The 12,475-nt window shown below is 45.2% G+C and carries 13 protein-coding genes; 2 read left to right on the top strand and 11 right to left on the bottom strand.

Annotated elements, in window-relative coordinates:
* The first annotated feature begins 295 nt into the window (after nucleotides 1-295).
* Nucleotides 296-571, top strand: coding sequence for a hypothetical protein (locus tag J7I90_RS08455; RefSeq protein ID WP_214770518.1), 276 nt, complete (start codon nucleotides 296-298; stop codon nucleotides 569-571).
* Nucleotides 572-611: 40 nt separating this feature from the next.
* Here J7I90_RS08455 and J7I90_RS08450 read toward each other — a convergent pair whose 3' ends face one another.
* The 11 genes from J7I90_RS08450 to J7I90_RS08400 form a co-directional block, all read right to left on the bottom strand.
* Entirely contained in the window at nucleotides 612-1,262 is a 651-nt protein-coding gene (locus tag J7I90_RS08450) for a DUF7010 family protein (protein WP_311315238.1), read from the bottom strand.
* 220 nt (nucleotides 1,263-1,482) lie between these two features.
* A complete protein-coding gene (locus J7I90_RS08445) occupies nucleotides 1,483-2,982 on the bottom strand; it encodes an amino acid permease (protein ID WP_396020151.1) in 1,500 nt (499 codons plus the stop codon).
* A gap of 115 nt (nucleotides 2,983-3,097) precedes the next feature.
* On the bottom strand, nucleotides 3,098-4,423 hold the full coding sequence (locus J7I90_RS08440) for a peptidase (protein ID WP_214770516.1): 1,326 nt from the start codon (nucleotides 4,421-4,423) through the stop codon (nucleotides 3,098-3,100).
* Between the two features lie 42 nt (nucleotides 4,424-4,465).
* Nucleotides 4,466-5,128, bottom strand: coding sequence for a 3-oxoacid CoA-transferase subunit B (locus J7I90_RS08435; RefSeq protein ID WP_214770513.1), 663 nt, complete (start codon nucleotides 5,126-5,128; stop codon nucleotides 4,466-4,468).
* Nucleotides 5,113-5,811, bottom strand: a complete 699-nt coding sequence (locus J7I90_RS08430; RefSeq protein WP_214770510.1) for a CoA transferase subunit A — start codon at nucleotides 5,809-5,811, stop codon at nucleotides 5,113-5,115. The genes J7I90_RS08435 and J7I90_RS08430 overlap by 16 nt, the downstream gene beginning before the upstream one ends.
* A 10-nt stretch (nucleotides 5,812-5,821) precedes the next feature.
* Entirely contained in the window at nucleotides 5,822-7,189 is a 1,368-nt protein-coding gene (locus tag J7I90_RS08425) for an aspartate aminotransferase family protein (protein ID WP_214770507.1), read from the bottom strand.
* Nucleotides 7,190-7,234: 45 nt separating this feature from the next.
* The gene (locus J7I90_RS08420) at nucleotides 7,235-7,474 is read right to left on the bottom strand and encodes a ferredoxin (protein WP_214770505.1); all 240 of its coding nucleotides are present in this window, start codon (nucleotides 7,472-7,474) and stop codon (nucleotides 7,235-7,237) included.
* A gap of 12 nt (nucleotides 7,475-7,486) precedes the next feature.
* Complete coding sequence (ablB, locus tag J7I90_RS08415; protein WP_214770502.1) at nucleotides 7,487-8,350, bottom strand: putative beta-lysine N-acetyltransferase; 864 nt, start codon at nucleotides 8,348-8,350, stop codon at nucleotides 7,487-7,489.
* Nucleotides 8,351-8,415: 65 nt separating this feature from the next.
* Entirely contained in the window at nucleotides 8,416-8,682 is a 267-nt protein-coding gene (locus J7I90_RS08410) for a YokU family protein (protein WP_214770499.1), read from the bottom strand.
* A gap of 2 nt (nucleotides 8,683-8,684) precedes the next feature.
* Nucleotides 8,685-10,115 (bottom strand): lysine 2,3-aminomutase, encoded by a 1,431-nt coding sequence (kamA, locus tag J7I90_RS08405; protein WP_214771277.1) that lies wholly within the window; start codon nucleotides 10,113-10,115, stop codon nucleotides 8,685-8,687.
* Between the two features lie 483 nt (nucleotides 10,116-10,598).
* The gene (locus J7I90_RS08400; protein WP_251025182.1) at nucleotides 10,599-12,080 is read right to left on the bottom strand and encodes a sigma-54 interaction domain-containing protein; all 1,482 of its coding nucleotides are present in this window, start codon (nucleotides 12,078-12,080) and stop codon (nucleotides 10,599-10,601) included.
* Between the two features lie 162 nt (nucleotides 12,081-12,242).
* Between J7I90_RS08400 and J7I90_RS28105 the strand changes: the two genes are divergently transcribed.
* On the top strand, nucleotides 12,243-12,475 hold a 233-nt coding region (locus tag J7I90_RS28105), incomplete at its 3' end, for a GNAT family N-acetyltransferase (RefSeq protein ID WP_396020417.1).

Genomic DNA, 12,475 nt, shown 5'->3' with positions numbered 1-12,475 from the left:
AATTTCCCATAAGCAAAAAACACTCATGGCTCTGGAGCTGTAACGCAGCTTATACGATACCAGTTACTCTTGTTCACCGATATAGCTCAAAGGCGGTAAATCAATATCCTAAGCCAGGAAGTTCGCAGCTTTCCTTCCCTCTCTGCAGGCCGTAAACATGATTCATGTCCTTATCAATGCTTCTAAAATTTTATATTGTTATATATATTACAATATATTCCCATAAGTGACAACCCCAATTTTTTCATTCCATTACTAACACCAAATTGGTATAATTAGTAAAAAAGGAGTTTCTATGAAACGTTTAAGCAATTGGTCAATCGTATTTGCAGTGATTGGACTACTTTCATTTTGCTGTTCCCTTGCTTTTTCAAAAGCCTCCGAGCTGCTTATGATTTCAGGATTCGGGGCGTTGCTAATTGGTATGTTATGCAGCTTAGGGGCCATGTATAAAAATGAAAGAGGAATGTCGAAATTTTTGGCTGTGGCTGCATTCTTTCTTTTAAGTTTCATTCTCGTTTGGTATGAACCATTTCAAATTGTCAGGCTCTTGACCTGGATGAAAAATTAAATGAAAAAACCCGTTCGCCATGACGGGTTTTTTCATTGATTCATTCTTCATCGGTTATCGTTCGGCTTGAATTCTTCATTCCAAGCCATAGCGTAAGTCCAGTGGTCCAGAGTATTAGCGCGCATCCAAAGCCGAGCAATGATAACGGTGCAAGGATTTGATGTTCCCCAACCATGACGGTGTCTGGCACAACCAGCCATGTGATAAGCGCCAATAAACAGAGAAGCACACCTGTTGCATAATAAACCTTGATTTGGAAAAGTGACGCCAATGGCAAAAAATGAATCCCTACAATAATGGCGATGACTCCCGGTATAAGATCGGTCTGATTGATCAAGTTACAGATGGCAATGGCAATCCCGATCAGCAAACCTTCGGCAATGAAGACCATATTAAACAAAAATCCGATACGCTTAAGACGTCTTGCCCCATCATCTGAAACTTGATTGGACATTTTTTGTGATGCATGAATTAATGAAATGCCAACGATAACCATGATGATTCCCACGAATATGGCTGCGAGTTCCACGTAGGGAAACCCCCACCCCTGCAATCCCATTACACCGGTACCCGCCCACAGTGTCCCGAATACCGCCATGAAAATGACTCCAATTCCAGAACCGCGAAACGCCTCTTTCATCATCAGTTTCCTTTCATCCACAGCATAATCGTACATAGAATAATATTGCACCACTTCTCCAATTATTCAGCTATAAAAAAATCATTTGAGATGAGATAATTGCCGTTTCGCAGATATAATTCGATTTTCGTAGATATATTGCGTTTTTCGGAGATATAACTGGATTTTCGCAGATATATTCTGATTTTCGCAGATATAATTCGATTTCGATACAAATCTTCATAAAAAAACCTGAGTCCCCAAAGGGGGGCTCAGGTTTTTTCCATTGGTATCAAGCCACATCTGATTTATCGAATTGACAATCTTTTAATGCTATTAATTTGGTCTTGTGATAAATCTTGTATCCTAACCAGACTGCCAGGAATATCGGTAATCCGATATAGGAGACGGCGACGCCATACCAGTCGATGCTGCCGCTTAGGAATGCTCCATAGTTCTGTCCTGCTATGACGAGCATGCACAGGGTGAATGAAAGAATCGGACCGAATGGAAACCATTTTGCTTTATATTTCAGTTCGTTTAGGTCACCACCCTGTGCAACATAGGCACGTCTAAAGCGATAATGGCTTATGGCGATTCCAATCCAGGCGATGAAGCCAGTCAGCCCGGATGCATTCAATAGCCATGTAAATACATGGTCCCCAAAAATGGAGGTCAAGAAGGCGAACCCTCCAATTAAGGACGTCATGATCAAGGCATTCATCGGGATCCCCCTGCGGTTGACTTTGGCCAGGAATTTGGGAGCTTGATGATCTTTTGCCATCGACCATAACATCCTTGTTGATGCATATAGCCCCGAGTTCCCGGCGGATAGTAAGGAGGTTAACACGACTGCATTCATGACGGATGCCGCGAATGCCAGCCCTGCCCGTTCAAAGACAAGTGTGAAAGGGCTTACAGAAATGTTTTCGACATCTCCGTTCAACAAGCTTGGACTCGTATACGGTATTAAGAGACCAAGTATCAGGATTGCCCCGATGTAAAATAGTAGGATGCGCCAAAATACTTGGCGGATTGCATTCGGAACATTTTTTTCGGGTTCTTCACTTTCCCCGGCAGCAATACCAACCAGTTCCGTGCCTTGAAAAGAAAATCCCGCGATTAGAAAGATTGAGATGATCGATAAAAATCCTCCCTTGAACGGTGCCTCATCCATGGTGAAGTTTTCAAATCCGATCACCTTTCCGCCAAAAATCCCCAATATGGTCAATAAACCAATGACGATGAAGCAAATGATGGCAATGACTTTTATTAGGGCAAACCAATATTCAGATTCACCATAGCTTTTAATGGATAGGGCGTTGAGGGTGAAGACGATTCCAAGAAATAAGGCACTCCATATCAGGCTGGGTACATCAGGGAGCCAGAATTTCATGATGATGGCTGCTGCAGCTATTTCCACGGCAAGCGTGACTGCCCAGTTAAACCAATAATTCCAGCCAAGTGCAAAGCCGAATGCAGGATCAACAAAGCGTGTGGCATAGGTGGAAAAGGATCCCGACACAGGCATATATGTCGCCATTTCCCCTAAGCTTGTCATCAGGAAATAAACCATGATCCCAATACAGGCATAGGCAGCGAGGGCACCGCCGGGCCCTGCGCTCTGGATGGTTGCCCCGCTTGCCAGGAATAATCCGGTTCCTATTGAACCGCCAATGGCAATCATGGTCATATGTCTTGCTTTCAGTTGCCTTTTAACTGTCGGTTCTTGATTATCAATGGGATTCCTTTTAACTGTCGGTTCTTCATTATCAATGAGATTCATGTCCATAAGGTTCCTACCTCATTTTCTTTTAAAGTTAAAAGTTCAAGAATAAAAGAGTTTTTTAACAACCGCTTTGTGAAAGACTTAATCGTTCGCTTCACTTGCTGGGATGCCATCCAGTTTAATTGCCATTTCCTAGTATCGTCTCCCTGGTCCCGGATCGGGTGACCCCATCCTGCCCAGTCTCCATTCCACACCATTGAATTAGAGTAAGCGCAATGATTTCGGCTGTGGAGAACACGTTATCGAGCAGGATGTATTCATTTGGATAGTGGGCAACCTCAGTTACTCCTGGTCCGAAAACGATTGCTGGCGTTTCCCCGACATGTGTCAGCAACCCCCCGTCCGTTCCCCAAGGGGAGGCTTCAATGACCGGGTCCTGTCCGGCAACTTGCCGATATTGATGAACTAGTGCATTCATCAGTTCATGCTCTACATCAATTGATCCTGGAACCCAGCGTGCACCGAACCATTCCAATACGGGCGGGTTTTCTTTGAACCATTGGTCGGCTTCCTCGAGTTGCAATAACCAGGCAGCCATTTCCTCTTTCGCCTGCTCCATCGTTTCCTCAGGCGCAACGCCCATCCTTCCTTCGACTTTCACAAGGTCGGGAACGGATGACGGCCAATTACCGCCTTCAATGACACCAAGATTGATTGGAATCGGAATGGGTGTATTCTGATAAAGCGGATCACTGATACGTGCATTTCGCTTTTCTTCCAAGCCACGAATATGATTGATGACAGTCATGCTTTTTTCAATCGCACTAACGCCTTCATACCTTGTTCCGCCATGGGCTGACCGGCCTTTAACATGGATTCGGAACCACATCGAACCCTGCTGTTTTGGGAAGATCCTCATATTCGTCGGTTCAGGGATCAGGGCGGCATCGGCTTTATATCCTCTCAGGACAGCCGCTAATGTTCCGGCACCGCCGCTTTCTTCTTCAATTACACTTTGAAAAATGACATCTCCTTTTAATTGGATGCCATTTTCCTTCAATGCCTGCATCGCCAGGATCAGCGATACATTTCCACCCTTCATATCGGTTACGCCGCGTCCAAACATTCTTCCATTCTTAATCGCGCCGCTATATGGGTCGTCGTCCCACTGATCTCGGTCTCCGTCCGGAACCACATCGATGTGTCCGTTCAAGATGATTGAACGTCCGCCTCCAGTCCCTTTCATGATACCCACCACATTGGGGCTGTTGGAGAATTCACTGCGCGGAGAATAGAAATAAGAATGCTTTTTCAGCTCGCTGCCGTCAGGTTCCCAGCTATCGATCTGCAAACCCATTTCCTGCAGCTTTTGGGCGACGATGGCCTGTGCCCCGGCTTCATTTCCTTGTGTACTCGGGGCTTGTACCATTTTTTGCAATAGATTCGTTCCTTCTTCCCGATGATCCTTGATCCATTGGTTTATCCGTTTTTGTATATCCGGCACGTTTATCCTCCTTAATTACACATATTCTGTTCCTTTTTCGGCTTATTCAATGGTGTTGACGGCAGCATGGATTTTCAATGATGCCTCTGTATTCCTTAGCACATCATCCACGGTATATGGCGCCATCACTTCCTTAAGCACCAATCCCTCTTCTGTTACTTCCATGACAGCCATATCCGTAATGATTAAATCCACACTCTTTCTTGCCGTCAATGGAAGCGTACATGTCTTCAGGATCTTAGATTCACCCTGCTTATTCACGTGATTCATCAGGACGATCACCTTCTTGGCTTTCTGGGCAAGCTCCATTGCCCCGCCCATACCCGGCACCCGTTTTCCTGGGACGATCCAATTCGCCAAATCCCCTTTTTCACTGACTTCCAGGGCTCCAAGGATGGTGATGTCGATGTATCCTTTCCTGATCATCCCAAATGCCGTTGCACTGTCAAAGTAAGAAGCTCCCATTACAGTGGTGATCGGGAAACCTCCCGCATTACAGAGGGCAGGATCTTCTTTTCCGGGTTCAGGACTTGGCCCCGTACCGAGAACTCCATTTTCCGCATGGAACAGCACATGGATATCTTGAGGAATATGATCCGCCACCAAGGTAGGGATGCCAATGCCTAAATTGACGATCAATCCGTCATGGATTTCCTTGGCGGCGCGTTTCGCGATGCGATTTCGTACATCTACTGCCATGCCCATTTCCAATTCACCCCTTTTGTCGGAATCACCATATCTACATAAATGCCTGGTGTGGCAATACATTCCGGATCCAATTCGCCTGCAGGAACGATTTCCTCCACTTCCGCAATCGTGAAGGCCCCTGCCATCGCTACCAGCGGATTGAAATTGCATGCCGTCTTGTCGTACACTAAATTCCCAAGTGAATCGGCTTTTTTGGCATGGACGATGCTGACTTCAGCCGTCAGAGCGGTTTCCACCAAATATTCTTTTCCTTCTATCACAATCTTGTCCTTGCCTTCTTCGGCTATCGTACCAATCCCGACATCGACAAAAACCCCGCCTAAGCCTACACCGCCGGCACGAATTCGTTCGGCTAATGTCCCCTGCGGTGAAAATTCGACTTGCAGCTTTCCTTCAGTCATGAGCTTGCCGGCATTAGGATTGGATCCAATATGCGAAGCGATCACTTTCTTTGCCCTTTCAGCGGTCACAAGCCGGCCAATGCCGATATCAGGGAATCCAGTATCATTGCCAATCAAGGTCAATTCCTTAACGCCCTTGTCAAGGATACCCTGTACAAGCGTCGGAGGAGTCCCCACTCCGCCAAATCCGCCATACATGAGTGTGCATCCATCGGAAATATGCTCCAGCGCTTCTTCCATGGTCACAATTTTGTTTTTCTTCGTAATGACCTGCTTCATACCGTTCCTCCTAAATAGCCTGCATGTCTTCAATCAAACCTTCCGCGTGCAATTCTTGCCGCAACTCATTGAGGGAAGCTTCCAGTATCATGACAAGGCGATCGATTTCTTCATTCGTAATGATTAATGGCGGAGATATGATAACCGCATCACCAGCGATTCCTTCAATCGCACCTGAAGCAGGATAGATTATCAACCCCTTCGCAAAAGCCTTATTGACAAGCCTTGGAGTCAGGCCGATTTGCAAGTCGAATGGCTTTTTTGACACCCGATCTGAGACAAACTCAAGACCAAGGAGAAGCCCTTTCCCTCTAACATCACCGATGATGTCGAATTCTTTAGCCAACCCTTGCAGCTTCTGAAACAGATATTGACCTTTCTCTTCCGCTGCCCGAACCAGGTCATTGCGCTCAATGTAGGAAAGCACTTCCAATGAAATGGCTGCCGATAGGGGGTTTGCACTATATGTGTGTCCAGCCATGATTGATTTCGAGCCTTTTAAAATGGGCTCCATGACACGGTCAGTAATCATCGTGGCTGCGATTGGAGTATACCCGGCGCTCATTCCTTTACCCAATGCGATGATATCCGGGGTGACTCCCCAGTGTTCCATTGCGAACATTTTTCCTGTCCGGCCGATTCCCGTCATTACCTCATCGGCGATAAAAAGAATGTCATAGGTTTCGCAGATTTCCTTAATCCTTTGATAGTAGCCATCCGGCGGTGTTACAGCACCAGCGGATGCCCCGATTATCGGTTCTGCGATGAAGGCTGCGATATTCTCGGAGCCGACCCTTTGAATGGCTGTCTCCAGTTCATCTGCACACTTAAGCTTGCATCCTGAAGTTTCATTATTATGAGGACAGCGATAGCAGTAAGGAGCAGATATGCTAGGGAAATCCTCCAATAGCGGCACAAAACGTTTTCTTCTTGGTACATGGCCTGACATCGATAAAGCGCCCATCGTGATCCCGTGATAACTCGTCCACCTTGAGATTATGCGATTTTTTCGTTCAAACCCTTTTTCTTGCCAATGTTGAATCGCAATCTTCATTGCCGTTTCGGTCGCTTCCGATCCACTGTTCACAAAAAATGACCAATTCAAATCCCCTGGAGCCAGCTCACTTAGCTTTTTGGCCAATGCCTCTGCGGCCCCGCTCGTAAAATGAGACCTATATGCAAAAGAAACCTTGCGGGCCTGCTCCGTCATGGCCTCGACAATATCCAATACACCATGTCCAATACTTGCCGTGACCGCTCCTGATGAGCCGTCTATATACTGCTTTCCATCTGTATCATAAAGATAAATTCCATTCCCATGAGAGATAGTGGGATAGTCATGATCTAAAGTAGGCTTAATCAAATGATTTCGTTCCATTTCATCTCTCCTTTTTCACGTTCGTTCACAATATCTATTAATCTATTACGTTCTTACAAGACTGAAAGGCTCATCCTGAATCAGGATGGATTCCGTAGGGCAGCCTTCCATGGCATCTTGCATGTCATCATGCAGGATTTCAGGAACTTCGGCAATCCCCTGATTATCGTCAAGGATCACGAAAGCGATCCCTTGATCGTCATAGTCATAAATGTCAGGACCTGTTGAACCACACGCCCCGCAAGCAATGCAGGTTTCTTTATCAACCCATGTGTATTTAGCCATAGAAAAATCCTCCTACTTGAGGGATAAATCTTTACCCCAAATATTCATGTCCTCATACTTATCCCAAATATTGCAATTCTTCGTCATTCTGCCGCCATATTCATATCCCAGCTGATGAAAGACCGCGTTCATGCCCATTGACAATGAACGGGCCAATGAATAAGAGCAATAAATGTTTTTCCTGAACAATTCTTGTTCCAATGCGGAGATGAGCACCTTCATGAAACCATGCTTTCGATGCTGGGGAATTGTTGCACAGTCCGTTATTTCAGCATTATGATACATTTCATTCACTTCAGCGGATGCAGCACTCACGATGGTTCCTTCATATTCGATAACACTAAAGATCGTCCCTTCCTCCATCACTTTCTTGATATATCGCTCATCATTCATCGGTGTAGGATAGGTTTCAAAAATGGCACCATATAGCTTCGCCAGCTCCTGTGCATCTTTCTCCGTAGCAGACCGGAGGATATAACCTTCAGGTATTTGCTGGGATTCAATCGGTCTTGAAACCTTGGTTACATCTTGGATGACCATATCTTCCTTGACCCAAAAGTCGCTAGTCCGCCTTTCATCCGTTAAATAGAAGGCCATGCAATAGGCATCATTCCCTTTGAAATACTTGCTCAATATTCCTTCCAGCATGAATCCTTGACCCAACGCCGCTGATACATCTTCATTCCTTGCTTTAAGTATCACTTTTGTAAAGCCCTGCTCCTTTGCGATGGCAAGGGCCCGATCGATCGCTTTTTTGATATTTCCCCGATAATCATCCATGCGCAAGCGCTGATTGGCATGATCATGATAGAGCTCCATCGTATAACAATCCCCGGTCTCCATTTGGGTGAAAAAAGGCAGCTTTTGAACAGGCATCATGTATCCCCCTTATTTAAAGAATTCGGGAGAAGAGATGCCTAACATCCGCTTCTCCCGGCATTCTATTTCCAATTGAATAATTTTTTGACAGGTGCCTGAAGAAGCTGTTCATACGTAAACTCGTCAGGATATTCACTCACATCATATATGGATAAGGCTTCATCCACCTTTTGATTCATTGAATCAGACACATAGATTCCACATTCAGGACAGTTTATGGCCGGAACTTGAAGGACTTTTATTGAGCGTTTCCCGTCAGGCATGATCCAGTAACAATCCTTCTTTTCGCTTTCTTCTACGTTTGGGGCATTGCACCATAAGCAGTCCATCTTCATTCCTCCTTGCCAGCAGATTTCACCGCGCCGCTAGCGGCCAACTTTTTTTCTTGGGCCAACCTTAATTTTTCCTTCATTTCATCCCGTTTGTCACGGCGATCCTTCAAGGAAGCATGTTCATCAGTGCTTTCATACGCTTTTCTCTTGTCAAGACGACGAAGGCCCTCTGGCACCAAGTTGAATTTCTCATCCGTCATGAGCGCGGAAATCCCGACGGCTTCTTTCCTATCCGCAGTACCATACACTTCATCGAAGTAAGCATCCGCACTGCCGGCCACATAGTTCTTCGGCTCCGGATAGCTTGTGATCACTCCTTCAAAGTTCCGTAAAACGACTTTATCCGGACTTTGCGAAAGGAGGTAATTCGGAGTCAAGGCAATCTTTCCGCCTCCGCCAGGAGCATCCACCACAAAGGTTGGCACTGCATATCCTGATGTATGGCCGCGCAGTGCTTCAATGATTTCCAGTCCTTTTGAAACCGGCGCCCGGAAATGGCCAATCCCTTCAGATAGATCACATTGATAAATGTAATAAGGTCTTACCCTTGCTTTAACACAGTCATGCATAAGCTTTTTCATGATATGGACACTATCGTTAATACCAGCGAGGATGACTGCCTGATTACCAAGCGGCACTCCTGCCATCGAGAGCATATCACATGCTTTTTTCGCTTCATCCGTCAGTTCAAGCGAATGATTGAAATGCGTATTCAACCAAACCGGATGGTACTTTTTCAGAATATTACATAAATTTTCCGTAATCCTCTGTGGGAAAACGACCGGTGCACGTGTGCCGATCCGGATGATTTCCACATGCGGGATGGCGCGTAGGTTACTCAATACGTATTCAAGGATCTTATCATTGATCAACAGTCCGTCACCGCCAGAGATCAGGACGTCCCTAACTTCCGGAGTGTTCCGGATATATTCAATCGCCCCATCAAGCTGCTTCTTGGGAACACCCATGCCTACCTGACCTGAAAAACGGCGTCGCGTACAATATCTGCAGTACATGGAGCATTGGTTCGTTACAAGGAATAGAACGCGATCCGGATAACGATGCGTCAATCCTGGAACTGGGGAATCCTCATCCTCATGCAGCGGATCCTCCAAATCATATCTAGTCTTGTTCATTTCTGCCGAAAGCGGTACAGACTGTAAACGAATCGGACAGCGAGGGTCATCGGGATTCATCAAAGAAGCATAATAAGGCGTAATGTTCAACGGAATCGTTTGAGTAGAAATCCGGACTCCTTCCTCTTCTTCCGGTGTCAGGTTGACGACCTTTTTCAGATCATCCAGTGATTTAATCGTATTGGTCAATTGCCAGATCCAATCATTCCACTGCTCTTCCGTTACATCCTTCCACAATTCGATATCATTATAATGCCTGCGTCCACCTAGGTATTCTTTATGTTTTACATCCATTCCCATCAAATTCATTAATAATGCCCCCTTATTATAAGAACTTATCTATATACTCTCGCAAGAATGATGCCAACATTGATAACACGGTAATCATAAGCAAATGGGGGTAAACCGAGCATAAAATCGCAAGATATTTTTCATTATGCATGATTTTTTGCAGCCAAATTCTTTGCGCCAAGCAATAAAAAAGAAGGCTCTCTTTCAAAGGAACCCTCGAGTTTGTAAACAGGGAGTTCTATCCAAATTTTTAAACATAGTTGATTGGAGCGGGTCTGCGAGTCCAAAGGAGACCCCACAGGCGAAAGTGCGTCGAGGGCGGACGGCCCACAGAAAGCGAGTGCCCCACGTTCCAACCAACGTCCAAATTTGTACAAGCAAAAAAAATGTAGACAAACTCGATTTTCATCGAGCTTGTCTACATTCTGAAAGTCCCTTTAGATTACATCATGATATGACAGTGACAGCGTTTCCAAAAAAACGAACTCACTTGGACTCCTTCGACCCTGCCGTATAAACTTTTTCAATGCCGTACTTGTTTAACTTATATTGCAGTCCCTGCCTTTTAATATTGAGGGCTTCTGCCGTTTTGCTGATATTCCCGTTATATTTCTCGAACATATTGATGATCATTTCCCTTTCCATTTCTTCAAGAACGACAGGTAAATCAATCCTGTTCTTCAATGGGGAAGGCTGGCTTTGCGCATTTGCTGCAGCATAATTTCCTGAAGGGAAAAGATAAGCAGGAAGATGATGTTCATCAATCATATCTTCCCCAGCGTCCATGACGTTAAAGGTTAACTCGATGGCATGTCCCAGTTCACGAATGTTCCCGGGCCATGGATATTGAAGAAGCCGCTGCATCGCCTTTTGACTGATCCCGCGCACTTCCGTAAAAAATGATTTGTTGAATTTTTGAATAAAGTGATTGACGATTTCCGGAATATCCGTTTTACGCTCGGAAAGTGAAGGCATCTGGATCGTTACGACATTGAGGCGAAAAAACAAATCCGAACGAATAATTCCCCGCTCCAACGCCTCTTCCGGAGAAATGTTCATCGCAGCAATGATCTTCACATTAATCTTTTGCTCCTTCGAACCTCCAACACGGCGCACTTCACCTTCCTGAAGCACCCGCAGCAATTTTGCCTGCAGACCGAGGTCGAGGCTATTCAGCTCATCAAGGAAAAGAGTACCGCCATTTGCCTGCTCAAAAATGCCCATGCGATCCATCGCTCCGGTAAAAGCCCCTTTCGTCGTGCCGAACAGCAGCCCCTCCATCAATTCCTTTGGAACGGCCGCACAGTTTTGCGCGATGAAAGGCTGATTTCGCTGAGCACTTACATTATGTATACTTTGCGCGACCAGTTCCTTACCTGTCCCTGTCGGTCCATAAATCATGACCGGGGAATGTGTACGGGCCGCTTTTTTAGCCAAAGAAATCGCTTGCTTAAAAGCAGGACTATTGCCGATCAAATCACTAAAATGATAGGTCGCCGTCCCTTCAGAAAACTTATTCTTCCTATGCGTCTCGGCCAGCTGGGAACGCAAATCGACAATTTGGTCATACATATTCATGACCTTCGTAATGTCCTTTGCGATTTCCACTGCCCCAATAATTTCACCATCCTCATACAAAGGATACGTACTATTGATCGACGTTATTTTTTTCTCCTTTAAATTGACATATGTTTGAATCGACTCAATCGTTTCATTGCCTTTTTCCAAGGCCACATGCAGCGTACTGGATTCATCTGTCAATGAAGGATAAAGCTGAAAAATATTCTCCCCCAGCACCTGCTCCCGATCCAGCCCGTCGATATGCGCCATCATTTCATTGTAAAAAACCGTATCCCCATCTTTATTCACAATATGGACACCCACATTGATCACATTCAATATCCATTCAAATTGAGTGGAAAACTGATTTACTGAAGATTTCATTTCTTCATCTCCGTTCTCTGTCATTTGATAGAATCACCTGTAAATTATAGCATTTAATGGGAAACATTCATCTCTTTATTCTTATTAAAATCAAACTTCAGCACAAAGGCAATAGAATAATAAGGTCAAATAAAGGAATCTCGCATGAAGCCAAGAAGATTATAAGAGAAAATATAATCTTTAGGGGTGAGTCGGATTTCGGAAACTAGATTAGAAATTAAACCGTGGCAAGCTAAAGACCTTCCATTACTATTTCAACTAAATGCCCCAGAAATGATGGAACATCTTGGCGGACCAGAAAGTGATGAACAAATCCTAACGCGTCATCAACGGTATCTACAGATTGGAGATAAGGGATGCATGTTTAGCATCACCCCGTTTCCAGAAGCAAAGGCAGTCGGTTCCGTTGGCTACTGGCA

The sequence above is a fragment of the Bacillus sp. ISL-57 genome, assembly GCF_018613135.1.
Lineage (GTDB): Bacteria > Bacillota > Bacilli > Bacillales > DSM-1321 > Peribacillus > Peribacillus frigoritolerans.
This window is presented reverse-complemented; position numbering and strand designations above follow the sequence as displayed.